The following is a 14,890-nucleotide window of genomic DNA, read 5'->3' as shown; positions in this document are numbered from 1 at the left end:
CTCTACGCTCCCTGGTGCCATGCGGGCGCCGCCGTGCGCCGCGCGGTTCTGAGTGTCGCCGAGCGCGCGCGCGGATTGCGCGCGATCTCGTCGTCCGAAGGACGCTGCCCCCGCCCGACCTGATCGAAGGTCGGCGCGGGCCCCTGCGGCGCCTGCGGTAAGTGGCGCGATCCGGCGGGCAGATTGCCCGATCGTTCGCGCAGGAAATTCTTGACCAGCCGGTCCTCGAGGCTGTGGAAGGTGACCACCGCGAGCCGCCCGCCGGGCTTCAACACCCGTTCCGCCGCGTCGAGCGCCGCGCGCAGCTCGTCCAGTTCCTGGTTCAGATGGATGCGGATCGCCTGGAAGCTCCGCGTCGCCGGGTCTTTCTTGTCGTGCGGCTTGTGACCGAGCGCGCGGCGGACGACCTCGGCGAGCTCGCCGGTGCGCCCGAGCGGCCGCGCCGCCACGATCGCGCGGGCGACGCGGCGGGCGCGCGGCTCCTCGCCATAGGTATGGAGCACGTCGGCGATCTCGGCCTCGTCGGCGCCGTTCAGCCATTCGGCGGCGGTGGTGCCGGCCTGCGCCATCCGCATGTCGAGCGGACCATCGCCCTGGAAGCTGAACCCGCGCTCGGCCTGGTCGAGCTGCATCGACGAAACGCCGATGTCCATCACCAGCCCATCCACGGGCACGAGGCCGCGCGCGGCGAGTTCGGCGGCGAGGGTGGAGAAGGGCGCCTCGATCAGCATCAGCCGTGGCCGCTCGGCGGCGAGCGCGCGGCCGAGCGCGGCGGCATCGGGATCGCGATCGAACGCGATCACCTCGCCCCCTGCGTCGAGCATCGCCCGGCTATAGCCACCCGCGCCGAAGGTCGCGTCGACATGGCGCTCGCCGGGGACAATGGCGAGCGCGTCGATCACTTCGGTGAGCAGCACCGGGATGTGGGGGGTGGCGGCGGTCACAACGCCTCTCCCCGCTCTTCCATGAAGAAGCGCGCGGCGTCCTTCATCCAGTCGGCGGCGGTGTCGCAGCCGATGAGCGTCGCCGGGTCCCAGATTTCAAAATGGTCGCCCATGCCGGCGAAGAAGGCGAACTTGCCGATCTTCATCCGCCGGCGCGGGAAGGGCGGCAGGATGAACCGGCCCGAAGCATCGAACGGCACCGGATCGGCGGCCATGCCGGCGCGCAGGATCTGGGCGCGCGGCGCGCCATTCTCGCCGGCATGGGCGCGGGCGCGCTCGGCGAGATCGGCGTGGAGGCGTTCGGCGTGGCCGGCGTCATAGCCGATCAGGCATGGATCGCTTTCATGCAGGCCGACGATGACGGTGGCGGCATCCTTGGGGTCGATGCCGGCGGGGTTGCGGGCGATCAGGGTCGCGCGCAGCGTCGAGGGGATCGCGACGCGACCCTTCTCGTCCACCTGCTGCAGAGCATAGCCCTGATAGATACCCCTGACTGACACGCACGCCCCTGCCCAGGCGGCACGCGACTCCCCTGCCCCGCAAAACGGCCTGCCCGCCGCCTAGCGAAGTACGCTGCGCTTTACGCAAGGGAGCCCGCCCCTGTTAACCAAAGCTATACATGGGGCCTGTTGGGGACACAACGGGTGAAATGGGGATTTACGGGGAAATGCTGGGTTCAAACGCCAAGCTGAGGGGATTGTAAAAAGCGGTTCCCGCTTCGTTCTTTACGGAAAAACCACAGTGCGCGGGCGGGTTGGTTAACAACGTCATCTGCCCGCGCGCGCCGGCGCTCGCGTGTCGATTAGGCGGCCACGACGAAACGTTGGTTTTTGAAGGAGATATGCCGCAGACACTCTCGTCCGCGCGGCGTCGGGCCGGCCATCGGAGCCCGGCCGGCTATTGACGCGGCTTGGCGGCGGGCGGCGGGGTATCCGGGTTCGGGGTGCTGGTGCTGGGGGCGACCCCCAGTTCGGCGAGCGGCTCTTTCTGCGCGCTGGCCAGCGGATCGGTGATGTTGGCGTTGGTGAGATTGGCGACGACATCGGGCTTGGCCGCGCCGATCGCCGCCACCGGCCGCTCGCGGTTGACCGCGCTGAAAATGGCGCTCGCCAGGCCGATGAGCAGCAGCACGAACGCCAGGCCGGTCATCCCAACCTTGACGCGCTGGATCGCCTGCGCGGGTTCGATCGCCTTCTTCATGCCCCGTTACGCCGTTACCAGAAACGTAGGCTATTGTCGAACCAACCTTAACGGGGGGTGAGCTGCCGCGGGATCGGCAGGCCTTTCGCCGCCAGCCAGTCGCGATTGTAGAGCGTCGAGAGATAGCGGAACCCCGTGTCGCACAGAATCGTCGCGACTCGACTGCCGCGCCCCAAGCGCCGCGCCAGCGCGACCGCGCCGGCGACGTTGATGCCCGACGACAAGCCCAGGCACAGCCCTTCCTCGACCAGCAGCCGCTCAACCCAATAGAGTCCCTCGGCATCGCTGATGCGGAACTGGGTGTCGACCGGCGCGCCTTCCAGATTGCCGGTGATCCGCCCCTGCCCGATCCCTTCCGCGACCGATGAGCCTTCCGATTTCAGCTCGCCATGCGCGTAATAATTGTAAAGCGCGGCGCCGTGCGGGTCGCTGAGCGCGATCGTGACCGCCTCGTCCTTTTCCTTCAGCCCTAGTCCGACGCCCGCGAGCGTGCCGCCGGTGCCGACCGCGCAGGTGAACCCGTCGATCCGCCCTTCGAGCTGCTCCCAAATCTCAGCGGCGGTGCCGTTGATGTGCGCGCGGCGGTTGGCGACATTGTCGAACTGGTTCGCCCAGATCGCGTTGGGCGTCTCCTCGGCGATGCGGCGCGACTGGTGGACGAAATGGCACGGCGAGGCATAGGGCGCGGCGGGCACCGTGATCAGCTCGGCGCCAAGCGCGCGCAGCGTGTCCATCTTCTCGCGGCTCTGCGTCTCGGGCATCACGATGATCGTGCGATAGCCCTTGGCGTTGGCGACGAGCGCGAGGCCGATGCCGGTATTGCCCGCGGTCCCCTCGACGATCGTGCCGCCGGTATGGATCAGCCCACGCTCCTCCGCATCCTCGACGATCGCGAGCGCGGCGCGGTCCTTCACCGATCCGCCGGGGTTGGTGAACTCGCACTTGGCGAAAATCTCGCCGCCGCTTTCGTCGCTGGGGCCTTTCAGGCGGACGAGCGGGGTGTTGCCGATCAGGGCAAGGGTGTTGGGCGCGCTGGGCATGGCGCTTCAATGGCCGGGGCGACGATCGGCTGCAAGAAAGAGAAGCTTTGCGCGGGCGAGGCGTTTGGCGGGGGCGCGCGCTGTGATAAGCTAGGCCACGAGGAGTTGAGCGATGGGCGCCGAACTGAAGATCACCGACGCGGAGACACTGCGGCTCGCCGAAACGCTTGCCGCCGCGCGCGGGGAGAGCGTGGAGGCGGCGATCCGCGGGGCGTTGGAACGCGAAATGGCGGTTCGCGAGCTCGATCTCGCGAAAACGATCGCCGCCGTGAGAGAAATTTCGAGGCGCTTCCGCGAGAAAATGCCCGCCGAATGGCATCATATGACGTCAAAGGAAATCATGGATTCAATCTATGATGAGGACGGATTGCCCGTCTGATGGTCATCGATACGTCGGCAGTAATGGCAATGCTGCTATGCGAGCCCGAAGTTGATCAGTTCAGTGCGCTGATCAAAAGCGCGAGGAATCGTCGCCTTTCGACCGGAAGCTGGATCGAACTTGGCGCGGTCCTTACCCGCCGCGCCGACGATTTACGCACCGAACTCGTAACGCTGATGTCTTTGCTCAATATCGATCTGGAACCAGTCACCGTCGAACAAGCGCGGATCGGCCACGACGCCTATCGCCGCTTCGGCATCGGCTCCGGCCACCCCGCCCGGCTCAATTTCGGCGACTGCTTCGCCTATGCGCTCGCCAAATCCCTCGACGAGCCGCTGCTGTTCAAGGGCGAGGATTTCGCCCAGACCGACGTCACGCCCGCGCGCTGACCCCGGCGCGCGCCAGATGCGGGCCGAGCCGCCCGGCGAGCGCCAGGAAGAACATGCGATAGTCGCTCACCAGCGACCAGAGCGGATAAGTGAAGGTCGCCGGCCGGTTTCGCTCCACCGCGAAATGCGCGCCCCAGGCGAAGCCATAGCCCGCGAGCGGCACCGCGAGCCACCACCAGCCGTTCTGCGTCAGCGCCAGCGCCGCCGCCAGGAAGGTGAGCGCCGTGCCCGCATAATGCAGCGCGCGGGTCTCGGCGCGGGCGTGCTCCCGCAGATAATGCGGCCAGAAATCGGCATAGCGGGTGATCGGCTTCATGCCGCGATAGGAGCCGCCACGGCGCCGCGCGTCAAGCCTTTCGCGACGCGCCGGCCTGGCCTATGTTCCCGCCATGTTCCAAGACTCGGCCCCGCTCGACGCGCTCGCCCTGCCGCCGCGACCGTTGCGCTGGCTGTTTCTGGACCTGAACAGCTATTTCGCGAGCGTCGAGCAGCAGCTTCAGCCCCATTTGCGCGGCAGGCCGATCCTGGTCGCCCCGGTCGATAGCGACACGACGGTCGCGATCGCCGCCTCGGTCGAGGCCAAGCGCTACGGCATCCGCACCGGCACGCCGGTGTGGGAAGCAAAGCAGAAATGCCGCGACCTCATCATCACCCCGGCGCGCCACGATCGCTATGTCGCCTTCCACGAGGCGATCCTCGCCGAGGTGTGGCGGCACATCCCGGTGACGCATGTCTGCTCGATCGACGAAGTCGCCTGCCGGCTGCTCGATAACGAGAACAGCGTCGCGGCCGCGACCGCGCTCGCCCGGCGGATCAAGGCGGGCATCCGGGCGAATGTCGGCGAATGCCTCACCTGCTCGGTCGGCATCGCGCCCAACCGGCTGCTCGCGAAGCTCGCCTCGGACATGCAGAAGCCCGACGGCCTGGTGATCCTGAGCGCCGATCAGCTGCCGCACCGGCTGTACGACATGCCGCTCACCGACATCGCCGGCATCGGCGCGAAAATGGCGCGGCGGCTGGCGCAGGACGGCATCAACGACATCCGTCAGCTGCTCGCGCGCCGGCCGCGTGACGCGGGGAGCGCCTGGGGCGGCACAAATGGCGACCGGCTCTGGTATCTGCTTCACGGCGTCGACCTGCCCGAAAAGCCGACGCAGAGCCGCACGATCGGCCACAGCCAGGTGCTTTCCCCCGGCAAGCGCGGCTTCGTCCCCGCCCGGCTCACCGCGCGGCGACTGGCGCTGAAGGCCGCGAGCCGGCTCCGCCGCAAGGGGTATCGCGCGCGGCTGCTGGTGCTCCACGCCAAGTTCGAGGACGACAAGAGCAACTGGCGCGCCGCCGCCAAATTGCCCGCGACCGAGGACAGCTTCGTGATCCTGGCCGCGCTCGATCCGCTGATCGAACGGCTGCGCGCGGCGGGGCGGGCGCATCGCGGCGGCGGGCAGGTGCGGCTGATCGGGGTGACCCTTTCCGAGATCGCCCCGGCGGCGGGCGAGCAGCACAGCCTGTTCGCGCACCTCGCCCCCGACGAGCCGCTGGCGCGCGAAACGCGCGGCGTCGCGCTCAGCCGGGCGATGGACCGGCTCAACGAAAAGTTCGGGCGCAACGCGGTGTCGGTGGGCGTGCTGACGGGCGGGCGGATCGACCGGGTCGGCGCCAAGATCGCCTTCGGCCGCATCCCCGAAGCGAGCGAGTTCCACGAATAATATTCATGCGTTGTTCAACCCGCCGCGCTATGGCTGGTGGTTCGCATGACCCGCTGGCTCGCCCTTCCATTGCTGACGCTCGCCCCGGAGCCGGCGACGGCGCAAATCACGGGCTTTTCGATCCACCAGCGGGTGGTGATCCGCGTGCCGCGCTCCGAGCCGCCCGGCGCCGTGGTCGTGCCCACCCGTTGGCGCGAGGCCAAGGGGCCGCGCTGCGTGCCGCTCGACGGGATTGTCGGCGCGGCGATGATCGAGCCCGAGCGGATGGATTTGCTGCTGGCCGATGGCGGCCGGCTGCGCGCGCGCTTCGACGATGCCTGCCCTGCGCTCGATTTCTACCGCGGGCTCTATGTGAAGGCCAATTCCGACGGCCAACTCTGCGCCAAGCGCGACGCGGTGCGATCGCGCTCGGGCGACGCCTGCCGCATCACGGGCTTTCGCAAGCTGATGCGGCGAAAGTAACGGCACGGCGCCAGCCCGCTTTTCCTTGACATTCGCGCGTAAATCCGCAAGCGCGCAACCAGTGCCCCTAGGCCTGTGCCGGGGCTTTTCCCGGACCCCTAAATGACCTTTGCCGATCTCGGCCTATCCGAAGAACTTCTCCGCGCCGTAACGGAAGCCGGCTATAACGAGCCGACACCGATCCAGGCCAGCGCCATCCCGTCGGTGCTGATGATGCGCGACATGATCGGCATCGCCCAAACCGGCACCGGCAAGACGGCGAGCTTCGTGCTGCCGATGATCGACATTCTGGCGCATGGCCGCAGCCGCGCGCGGATGCCGCGCTCGCTGATCCTGGAGCCGACGCGCGAACTCGCCGCGCAGGTGGCGGAGAATTTCGAGAAATACGGCAAATACCACAAGCTCTCGATGGCGCTGCTGATCGGCGGCGTGCAGATGGGCGATCAGGTGAAGGCGCTGGAAAAGGGCGTGGACGTGCTGATCGCCACCCCTGGCCGGCTGATGGACCTGTTCGAGCGCGGCAAGATATTGCTCACCGGCTGCGAATTGCTGGTGATCGACGAGGCCGACCGGATGCTCGACATGGGGTTCATTCCCGATATCGAACAGATTTGCAGCAAGCTGCCGGCGCAGCGCCAGACCTTGCTGTTCTCGGCGACAATGCCGCCGCCGATCAAGAAGCTGGCCGACAAGTTCCTGTCGAACCCCAAGACGATCGAGGTCGCGCGGCCGGCGACGACCAACACCAACATCACCCAGTGGCTGGTGCCGGTATCGAGCGCCAAGAAGCGTGACCGGCTGGGCGACCTGCTCGAAGACCCGCAAGTCAAGACCGCGATCATCTTCTGCAACCGCAAGACGACCGTCCGCGATCTGAACCGCGCGCTGAAGCGCGACGGCCACCGTTCGGGCGAAATTCATGGCGACATGGAGCAGCCGCAGCGCATCGCCGAGCTCGATCGCTTCAAGGCGGGCGAGATCAACATTCTCGTCGCTTCCGATGTCGCCGCGCGCGGGCTCGACATCAAGGGCGTGAGCCATGTGTTCAACTTCGACGCGCCCTGGCACCCGGACGATTATGTCCACCGCATCGGCCGCACCGGCCGCGCGGGGGCGACCGGGGTTGCCTATACCTTCGTCACCGCCGAGGACGCCGAGAATATCGCCAATATCGAGAAGCTGACCGGCCAGGCGATCCCGCGGCTGGAAGGCGCCGCCGACTTGGCGCCGGCGGAGGGCGCGCCGAGCCGATCGCGCGGCCGCAAGCGCCCGGCGAGAGGCGCGGCCAAGGCGGAGGCGCCTGTAAAGGCCGAAGCGCCCGCCAAGGCCGATTCGCGTCCCAAGCGGGGAGACGCGCGCCCGGCGCCCGAGCCCGCGAGGGAGCCAGCACGTGAGCGCGGCCCGCGCGGCTTCACCGCCGAGCCGCTGATCGAGGATGCGAGCCCCGTCGGCGAAGACGGCTGGCACGGCCCCTTCCCCGAATTCCTGCGCGCTTCGCTGGCGGCGTGATCGAACGGATCGCGCCGGTGCGGGTCGAAAGCCCGTGCGTCAACGTCTGCCGGATCGACGACGCGACCGGCCGCTGCGTGGGCTGCGCCCGCACGTTAGACGAGATCGCCCGCTGGACCCGCGAGTCGAGCGCCTGGCGCGCGGCGGTGATGGCCGAATTGCCGGGGCGGCGGGGTTAACCCCCAAAAAGCGCTGATAAATTTGCCGAACCACCGCGAGTTGGCCTACAAAGGTTTGCAGGCAATGAGGACGGCACGATGCGCGACAGCGAACGACCGGGCAGATTGCGGCGTGTCGTTATCCTGGGCGGCGGCACCGCCGGGTGGATGACCGCCACCGCGCTCGCCAAGAGCTTCGGGCCGCGCCTGTCGATCACGCTGCTCGAATCCGCCGAGATCGGCACCGTCGGCGTCGGCGAGGCGACGATCCCGACCATCCACTGGTTCAACGAGCTGATCGGGCTCGATGAGGCTGAATTCCTCCGCGCGACCAAGGCTAGCTTCAAGCTGGGGATCGAGTTCGTCGATTGGACGCGGCCCGGCCACCGCTATTTCCACCCCTTCGGCACTTATGGCGTGCAGCTTCCCGGCGTCGCCTTCCACCATCGCTGGCTGAAAGCGCGGGCCGAGGGGCTCGATCTGCCGCTCAGTGCCTTTTCGCTCGCGACGCGGCTCGCCGCCGAGAATCGCTTCGCCAAGCCGCAGGGCGATGCGCGCTCGATCCTGTCGACGCTCGGCTATGCCTATCATTTCGACGCGGCGCTCTATGCGCAGCATCTGCGCGGAATCGCCGAGGCGGCGGGCGTCACCCGCGTCGAGGGCAAGCTGCGCGACATCGAGCGCGATGGTGCGAGTGGTCAACTGACCGCGCTCACCACCGAGCGCGGCGAGCGGCTGGCGGGCGAGCTGTTCATCGATTGCTCGGGGTTTCGCGCGCTGCTGATCGAAGGCGCGATGGGCGCGGGGTTCGACGATTGGTCGCACTGGCTGCCGTGCGACCGCGCGGTGGCGGTGCCGTGCGCGCGGGTCGCCGAAACCACGCCCTACACCCGTTCGACCGCGCGCGCGGCGGGCTGGCAGTGGCGCATCCCGCTCCAGCACCGCACCGGCAATGGCTATGTCTATGCGAGCGCCCTATTGTCGGACGACGAGGCGGCGGCGACCTTGCTCGCCAATCTCGACGGCGCGCCGCTCGCCGAGCCGCGTTTCCTGCGCTTCACCGCCGGGATGCGGCGGCGCTGCTGGGTGGGCAATGTCGTCGCGATCGGGCTGTCCTCGGGCTTTCTCGAACCGCTCGAATCGACCAGCATCCACCTGATCCAGTCGGGCATCGCCAAGCTGCTGACCCTGTTCCCCGATGCCGACATGGACCCTGCCCTCGCCGCCCGTTTCGACCGGGTGTTCGCCGCAGACATGGACGACATCAAGGACTTCCTGATCCTCCATTACCACGCGACGCACGACAAGCCCGAGCCGCTGTGGGCGCAGTGCCGGCACATGCAACTGCCCGAGACGCTGGTGGAGAAGGAAGCCCAGTATCGCCGATCGGGCCGGGTGATGATCGAGGGCGACGCGCTGTTCCGCGAGGCGAGCTGGCTCGCGGTGCTCAACGGGCAGGAGGTGCTGGCGGGCGATTACAACCCGCTCGCCGATACGCTCGATCCGGCGGTGAACCGCGCGCAGCTGGAGCAGATCGCCGCCGTGGTCGCCCGCGCCGCGCCGACGCTCCCCAAGCATGACGCGGCCATCGCCGCGCTGATCGGCGCCCCCGCCCCGGCGGTCGCGCTGGCGGGATGAACCGGCCCGAGATCGCCGCGCGGCTGATCGGCGCGGAGCGCCAGCCGCTGGTGACGGTCGACGGCTTCGCGCCCGATCCTGACGCGCTGCGGCAAGCGGCGGCGACAGCGCAGTTCACGCCGGCGAGCGACCATTATCCGGGGCTCAGCGCAGCCGTGCCGCGCGACTATCTGGTCGCGGTCCAGCCGGTACTCGCGACCGTGCTGCGCGAGGTGTTCGGCCATCGCCGCGCCTGGCGCGTGCTCGACGCGCGCTTCGCGCTGGTGACGACGCCGCCCGAGCAATTGAGTGTCGCGCAGCGGGTGCCGCATGTCGATGCGCTCGATCCGGGGCGCATCGCGCTGGTGCATTATCTGATGCTTGAGGGGGGCGACGGCACCGCCTTCTTCCGCCACCGCGCGACCGGCTATGAAACGCTCGATGCCGCGCGCGCGCCGGGCTATCAGCGGCAATTGGCGGAGGAGCTGGCGATGACGCCCCCGCCCCAGGCTTACATCACCGGCGACACCCCGCACTTCGCTTGCACCGCGCGGGTGGCGGCGCGCGCCAATCGCGCGGTGATCTACCGCAGCGCCTTGCTCCATAGCGGCGCGATCAGCGCGGGCGCGGTGCTTTCGCCCGATCCCCGCCTTGGCCGGTTGACGGTGACGGCGTTTCTGGCGGCCGAATAGCCGCCGGCGGCCGCACCGCGAGATAGACGGTACTCCACAGCTGCGCCGCGTTCGACTCGTCCACATCCTGCCGCCCCGCGCCGAAGGCGACCACCTGATAGCGGCCCCCGGCATAGCGCCACGACCACAGCTCCGAATTGGCGACCGCGCGCGCGGCCAGGATCACCCGCCACAGCTTGGCCTGGGCATCGCGCAACCGGGCGCGCGTCGCGGGCGGCAAGTCGGTGCGCGCGAGCTGGCGTTCGAGCCCGGCGGCGAGCAGCGCCTGCTGCCAGGACCACACCACCGCGCCATGATAGGCGGCCGGGGTGAATTTCGCCTGCAACGCCGCCGGCGCGAGCACCGGATTGGCGACGAGCAGCCCGGCATCGGTCATCAACCCTGCCGGAAAGGGTCGCATCATCGCCGTGACCGCGCGATCGAGCTCCCCCGCGCTCGGCCGCGCGAACAGCAGCGCGAAGCCCTCGTCCGAATGGAGGATGGGCACTGGCTTGCCATCGGCATCGAGCGCGATCGCATGATAGTCGAGCGGCCCCGCCCCCAAGGCGGCGAGCGCCGGCGCGGCGGGTACGCCCAGCCGCGCGGCATAGCCCCGGATCGCGCTCGCGGCCTCAGCGGCGGGCACGCTTTGCGCGAACAGCGGCGGCGCCGCCTCGCGCCATGCCTTCGCCAACCGCGCCGCCTCGCCCAACGCCTGACGGTCATCGGCCGATAGATACGGATCGAGCAGCCCGGCCGCGTAGAGCCGCGCCGCCGCATCGAGCGCGGCCGGCACCAGCACCGCGTTCACATCATAGGCATAGCGCCCGCCGCCGACGCCATCATTGCTGTCGCGCCACTGCCCCGCCGCGCGGCCGGGCTTGAACGCGATCAGCCGCTCGACTGCCGGCGCCTGCGCGAAGGGCCGCGCCTGGGCGAGGACGAAGCGCAGATTGCGCACCAGCGCGGCGCCAACCTTCTCCTGACGGTCGGGTACCGCGACGCTCGTCAGCCCTCGGGCGAGATAGGCGCGGGCATCCGGCGCACGGTCGAGCAGATAGGCCGCGGCGACCGGGGCGAGCATGTAATCGTCGTCGACCATGAAATAGTCGAGCTCGGCGGCGTTGCCGCGCTCGCTCGCGCGGCGCTTTTCCATGATCGCGAACTCGGCGATGCCCTCCTCATGCGCCACTTCGCCCGTCGGGTTGAGCCGGGCGAGCACCGCGTTCAGCCCCGCCTCGATCGCCGCGGGCTGGAGCGCGGGCATCAACAGCCGCACCGACATCAACGTGTCGCGCCCGAAATAGGTGTTGAACCGCCACGATCCGGCGAGGAATTTCTCGCGGTAGCTGAGGAAGCGCAGCGCGTTGCGCGCGGCCTGGTCCGGCGCGGCGCGGGCGCTCAGCAGTTCGCCCTCGGTCAGCCCGGTAAGCGGCGGATCGCCGGTCGCGCCGATCATCTCGAGCCGGATCGGCTGCCCGGCCTGGGCGGTGATCGCCTGCCCGGCGATCCGCCCGCTCAGCACCCGCACCCGCAGCAGATAGCCCGGCGCGCCATCGAGCCGGTCGCGCGCCCATTCGATCGTATCGCCGCTGATGCGCGGCGCGACGCTTACCTCGGGCGGGAATTTGGCGATCGCCTGATAGTCGCGCAGATAGCGGACGTTCGTCACAAGGCCCTGCTTCACCGCCAGCCGCGCCGCATCGACGCTCGCCACCGCGCGCACCCCGTGGAGCGACCGCCCCCGCGCATCGTTCACGGCGAGCGGCAGCGGCGGCTGCTCGAGCCGCCAGGTCACCGGCGCGGCGACGCGATCGAACCACAGCGCCACCCCGCTATTCCCCGCCGGGAACGCGATCAGGATGCGCGGGTCGAGCCCCGAGCGCAGCAGCAGATGCGCCGCCACCGGCCCATCGCGGACGAAGGCGTTGATGTTGCGCCCCTCGACCAGCTGATAAGCGAGCTCGGGCGTGGCGGGCGGAGGCGCCGCGCCGAGCAATACGCCGCCCAGCAACGCCCCCGCGGCGCGCGGCACCTCCCAACCCATCAACCGCACGCTCCTAGAACCGCATCGTCACGCTGCCGCCAAAGGTCGGCCCGACGATACCCCGCGCGTAGAAGAAGCCCGAGGCCGCGTTCTGGCGCTGGCCCTGGCGGGGATTGCCCTCGGTCAGGCCGATTTCGTCGAACACATTGTCGACGTTGAAGCTGGCTTGGAGCCGTTCGCTGAGGTTCACGCTCACGCCGAAGCTCGTCACGCCATAGGCCGGCAACGCGATGCCGTTGCCCGAGTCCGCGAAAATTCTCCCGATATATTTGTACCGCCCGTAAAACTCGCCGAGCTTGCGCGGCAGCTGGAAGGTGGAGGTGACGGTGAACAACGTCGAGGGGGTACGCTCGGGCCGGTTGCCGTCGAACCCCTGCTGGCGCTGGCCGTTCAGCCGCAGATTGTTGAGCGTCGGGTCCTGGAACACCCCGAAGAAATCGACCGACCACCAGCGCACCGGCCGGATCAGTGCATCGACCTCGACGCCGAAGGTGCTCAGGTCCGCCTGGAAAGCGGTCTGGATCGTCGGGTTGGTGGGATCGATGAAATTGTAGAACTGGTTACGGAAATTGGTCTGGAACACCGTGACCGAGGCGCTGAGCAAGCGGCGATATTCATAGCGCACGCCGCCTTCGTACAGCTCGATGCCGGTGATCGGATCGGTATTGTTGGTCTGGAAGCCATCGGCATAGCGGGCATAGACTGACAGGTTCGGGCGGATCAGATAGTTGACGCCCACCGTCCAGGCGATGCGATCCTGGGTGCGGCGCGTGTCGGCGAAGGTGCCGCCAAAGGTGGAGCCCACCGTCGGCACGACCCGGGCATTGGCGACGCCAGGTTGGACGAGCTGCTGGAACTCGGTCGGCTGGCCTTGCGCGTTGAACGCGGTCGCGACCAGGCGATTGGCGGGGTTCGCGGCCTGCGCGGCGGTCGGCGGTTGGCCGTCGAGGAAGCGCGCATCGTCGCTTTCCCAGCGGATACCGCCGTCGATCCGCAGGTCGCCGATCTGGAACTCGTCATTGGCATAGACCGAGACCGAGCTGTCGGTCCGCCGGCGGATGCCCGCGCCCCAATTGCCGTACGAAATCTGGCCGTTATCGGTCAGTGTGCCGATGACGTTGTTGTTCGCATCGAGCGCGACGACATCATAGATATCGCTGTTGTTCTTGACATCGTTGACGACCGCCGACGTTGCCGACTGATTTTGATAGCGGCCCACATTGTAATAGAGCACGCCAAGCGTGAGCGAGTTCTTGAAGCCCGATCCCTGATATTCCCAGCGCCCGCCAAAATTCGATCCGAAATCGAACCCGGTCTGATAATCATGGTTGAGCGTCGTCTGCTGGAGGAAGCCATTGCCGTTGAGCGCGTTGAGCGCCGCGACCTGGTTCGATCCCAGCACGACATTGGTACGCAGGTTGCGGATGCCGAAACGCGCCGTGTTCGGGAACACGGCCGCGCCGCGCGCCAGCAGATCGTTGATCGGCGAAGCGGCGCCCGGCGTAAGATACGTGACCGCGCTCGCGAGCCCGGCATTGCCGGTGCCCGATCCCGGAAACAGCCCATTGAAATCGGTCTTCAGCCCCAGATAGCGGGCGTGGGCGAACAATTCGATCGAGTCGGTGAGCGGCTTTTGCACATCGATCCGCAATTGCTGCGTCTTGACCCGCACCCCTTGCGAATAGTTGAAATCGCGAAAGCCGCTGGGGTCGACAAAGGTCGAAACCGGCACTGAAATCCGTGAAAAGGCAGTGCCGCCGATATTGCCGAATTGGGTATCCAGCCCCGGGATGCCGCCCGGCTGCCCGTTGTTATTGGCGTAAGGCTGGGTAGCGTAATAGGCCGCCTTGAAGTCGCCGATCCGGCCGGTGAGCCGCACGAACCCGCCATCGTCGAACCGATATTCGAGCGAACCCTTCAACCGATAGCCATCATAGTTGAACGGGTTGCTGCGCACCCCCGGGCTGGTTTGAAAGAAGCCGCCGATCGTGAAGGCCAGCTTGTCCTTGATGATCGGCGCCGAGACATAGGCATCACCGCGCCGCAGCCCGTAATCATAAGCGGTGAAGCGCGCGATCGCCTCGGGCCGCTCGAAATTCGCCGCGCGCGAAATGAAGTTGATCGTCGCGCCCGCGCCGTTCACCGTCAGCACGCCCGACGAACCGCCCTTCACCGCTTCCAGCCGGTCGATCGACAAGTCCTGCGTGAAGAAGAAGTCCGCGCCGCCGCCCTGATAGATGATCGGCAGGCCGTCTTCCTCCAGCTGGACGAAGCGCTGGCCGCCGCCTTGCAGACCGCGGACCGAATAATTGTTCGACAGCTCGCCCGCCGTGCCTTCGACGAAAATGCCCGGCACGAGTTCGAGCAGATCGGCGGTCGAGCGCGGCGCCTTGCGGTCGATCGCCTCGCGCGTCGCATAAGTGATGTCGGCCGAGGACGTGATCAGCGGCCGGTTGCGCGAGGTGGTGCCGGTAACGACGACGTCTTGCAGCCCGTTCGACGGATCAGCTTCCCCGGTATTTGTACCGGGTGGCGCGTCGGTGGGTTGCGGCGCTTGTTGCGGGGCCGTCGGCGTCGGTTGATCTTGCGCCTGGCCGTGAGGATCGGCGCTTCGCGCAAGTGCCGGCGTTAGCGGCGCCGCTGCCACGCCCAACAACAACACCGCCCGCGCGCTCAGCCGCTTGCCGTTTTTTGAGTTGGCCCCCGAAATGACCTGACAGGGTCTCGCTCTTAGATAAGAGTGAGCCATATGACTGAGCATACGACTA

Annotated in this window: 15 protein-coding genes; 8 read left to right on the top strand and 7 right to left on the bottom strand. The window is 68.0% G+C overall.

Annotated features, from left to right (window positions below; all coding sequences use genetic code 11):
* Positions 1–2: 2 nt before the first annotated feature.
* The 4 genes from rsmH to K2X73_RS09825 all read right to left on the bottom strand — a co-directional run bounded on the left by rsmH (position 3) and on the right by K2X73_RS09825 (position 3,184).
* Positions 3–944 carry a 16S rRNA (cytosine(1402)-N(4))-methyltransferase RsmH gene (gene rsmH, locus K2X73_RS09840; RefSeq protein WP_294110395.1) on the bottom strand — a complete coding sequence of 314 codons (942 nt, stop codon included), beginning with the start codon at positions 942–944 and terminating at the stop codon, positions 3–5.
* Positions 941–1,444 carry a division/cell wall cluster transcriptional repressor MraZ gene (locus tag K2X73_RS09835; protein ID WP_294110394.1) on the bottom strand — a complete coding sequence of 168 codons (504 nt, stop codon included), beginning with the start codon at positions 1,442–1,444 and terminating at the stop codon, positions 941–943. Before K2X73_RS09835 ends, rsmH begins: the two co-directional genes overlap by 4 nt.
* 397 nt (positions 1,445–1,841) lie before the next feature.
* The gene (locus K2X73_RS09830) at positions 1,842–2,144 is read right to left on the bottom strand and encodes a hypothetical protein (RefSeq protein ID WP_294110392.1); all 303 of its coding nucleotides are present in this window, start codon (positions 2,142–2,144) and stop codon (positions 1,842–1,844) included.
* A 47-nt stretch (positions 2,145–2,191) separates the two neighbouring features.
* Positions 2,192–3,184 (bottom strand): cysteine synthase A, encoded by a 993-nt coding sequence (locus K2X73_RS09825; protein WP_294110390.1) that lies wholly within the window; start codon positions 3,182–3,184, stop codon positions 2,192–2,194.
* A gap of 112 nt (positions 3,185–3,296) precedes the next feature.
* Between K2X73_RS09825 and K2X73_RS09820 the strand changes: the two genes are divergently transcribed.
* Both K2X73_RS09820 and K2X73_RS09815 read left to right on the top strand, forming a co-directional pair.
* Positions 3,297–3,563 (top strand): type II toxin-antitoxin system VapB family antitoxin, encoded by a 267-nt coding sequence (locus K2X73_RS09820; RefSeq protein ID WP_294110389.1) that lies wholly within the window; start codon positions 3,297–3,299, stop codon positions 3,561–3,563.
* Positions 3,563–3,952, top strand: a complete 390-nt coding sequence (locus tag K2X73_RS09815; protein ID WP_294110387.1) for a type II toxin-antitoxin system VapC family toxin — start codon at positions 3,563–3,565, stop codon at positions 3,950–3,952. Before K2X73_RS09820 ends, K2X73_RS09815 begins: the two co-directional genes overlap by 1 nt.
* Here K2X73_RS09815 and K2X73_RS09810 read toward each other — a convergent pair.
* Positions 3,936–4,268, bottom strand: coding sequence for a DUF962 domain-containing protein (locus K2X73_RS09810; RefSeq protein ID WP_294110385.1), 333 nt, complete (start codon positions 4,266–4,268; stop codon positions 3,936–3,938). The two genes, K2X73_RS09815 and K2X73_RS09810, sit on opposite strands and share 17 nt — an antisense overlap.
* Before the next feature lie 73 nt (positions 4,269–4,341).
* Here K2X73_RS09810 and K2X73_RS09805 point away from each other — a divergent pair, with 73 nt between their 5' ends.
* The 6 genes from K2X73_RS09805 (at position 4,342) to K2X73_RS09780 (ending at position 10,096) form a co-directional block, all read left to right on the top strand.
* Positions 4,342–5,658, top strand: coding sequence for a type VI secretion protein ImpB (locus K2X73_RS09805; protein ID WP_294110383.1), 1,317 nt, complete (start codon positions 4,342–4,344; stop codon positions 5,656–5,658).
* 45 nt (positions 5,659–5,703) lie between these two features.
* Complete coding sequence (locus K2X73_RS09800) at positions 5,704–6,120, top strand: hypothetical protein (protein ID WP_294110381.1); 417 nt, start codon at positions 5,704–5,706, stop codon at positions 6,118–6,120.
* Positions 6,121–6,222: 102 nt separating this feature from the next.
* The gene (locus K2X73_RS09795) at positions 6,223–7,629 is read left to right on the top strand and encodes a DEAD/DEAH box helicase (RefSeq protein WP_294110379.1); all 1,407 of its coding nucleotides are present in this window, start codon (positions 6,223–6,225) and stop codon (positions 7,627–7,629) included.
* The gene (locus K2X73_RS09790) at positions 7,626–7,808 is read left to right on the top strand and encodes a DUF1289 domain-containing protein (protein WP_294110377.1); all 183 of its coding nucleotides are present in this window, start codon (positions 7,626–7,628) and stop codon (positions 7,806–7,808) included. Before K2X73_RS09795 ends, K2X73_RS09790 begins: the two co-directional genes overlap by 4 nt.
* Before the next feature lie 78 nt (positions 7,809–7,886).
* The gene (locus tag K2X73_RS09785) at positions 7,887–9,425 is read left to right on the top strand and encodes a tryptophan halogenase family protein (RefSeq protein WP_294110374.1); all 1,539 of its coding nucleotides are present in this window, start codon (positions 7,887–7,889) and stop codon (positions 9,423–9,425) included.
* A complete protein-coding gene (locus K2X73_RS09780) occupies positions 9,422–10,096 on the top strand; it encodes a DUF6445 family protein (protein ID WP_294110373.1) in 675 nt (224 codons plus the stop codon). The genes K2X73_RS09785 and K2X73_RS09780 overlap by 4 nt, the downstream gene beginning before the upstream one ends.
* Here K2X73_RS09780 and K2X73_RS09775 read toward each other — a convergent pair.
* Both K2X73_RS09775 and K2X73_RS09770 read right to left on the bottom strand, forming a co-directional pair.
* Positions 10,020–12,122: a hypothetical protein gene (locus K2X73_RS09775; protein ID WP_294110370.1), complete on the bottom strand. Its 2,103-nt coding sequence runs from the start codon at positions 12,120–12,122 to the stop codon at positions 10,020–10,022. The genes K2X73_RS09780 and K2X73_RS09775 overlap by 77 nt on opposite strands.
* Positions 12,123–12,135: 13 nt before the next feature.
* Positions 12,136–14,769 carry a TonB-dependent receptor gene (locus K2X73_RS09770; protein ID WP_294110368.1) on the bottom strand — a complete coding sequence of 878 codons (2,634 nt, stop codon included), beginning with the start codon at positions 14,767–14,769 and terminating at the stop codon, positions 12,136–12,138.
* Between the last annotated feature and the right edge of the window lie 121 nt (positions 14,770–14,890).

Source organism: Sphingomonas sp. (genome assembly GCF_019746665.1).
In the GTDB taxonomy this organism is placed as follows: domain Bacteria; phylum Pseudomonadota; class Alphaproteobacteria; order Sphingomonadales; family Sphingomonadaceae; genus Sphingomonas.
This window is presented reverse-complemented; position numbering and strand designations above follow the sequence as displayed.

Coding starts and splice junctions, on each gene's coding strand:
- K2X73_RS09785 (WP_294110374.1), top strand. CDS start 7,887: ATGCGCGACAGCGAACGACCGGGCAGATTGCGGCGTGTCGTTATCCTG.
- K2X73_RS09825 (WP_294110390.1), bottom strand. CDS start 3,184: ATGCCCAGCGCGCCCAACACCCTTGCCCTGATCGGCAACACCCCGCTC.
- K2X73_RS09830 (WP_294110392.1), bottom strand. CDS start 2,144: ATGAAGAAGGCGATCGAACCCGCGCAGGCGATCCAGCGCGTCAAGGTT.
- K2X73_RS09800 (WP_294110381.1), top strand. CDS start 5,704: ATGACCCGCTGGCTCGCCCTTCCATTGCTGACGCTCGCCCCGGAGCCG.
- K2X73_RS09810 (WP_294110385.1), bottom strand. CDS start 4,268: ATGAAGCCGATCACCCGCTATGCCGATTTCTGGCCGCATTATCTGCGG.
- K2X73_RS09775 (WP_294110370.1), bottom strand. CDS start 12,122: ATGGGTTGGGAGGTGCCGCGCGCCGCGGGGGCGTTGCTGGGCGGCGTA.
- K2X73_RS09780 (WP_294110373.1), top strand. CDS start 9,422: ATGAACCGGCCCGAGATCGCCGCGCGGCTGATCGGCGCGGAGCGCCAG.
- K2X73_RS09805 (WP_294110383.1), top strand. CDS start 4,342: ATGTTCCAAGACTCGGCCCCGCTCGACGCGCTCGCCCTGCCGCCGCGA.
- K2X73_RS09820 (WP_294110389.1), top strand. CDS start 3,297: ATGGGCGCCGAACTGAAGATCACCGACGCGGAGACACTGCGGCTCGCC.
- K2X73_RS09795 (WP_294110379.1), top strand. CDS start 6,223: ATGACCTTTGCCGATCTCGGCCTATCCGAAGAACTTCTCCGCGCCGTA.
- K2X73_RS09815 (WP_294110387.1), top strand. CDS start 3,563: ATGGTCATCGATACGTCGGCAGTAATGGCAATGCTGCTATGCGAGCCC.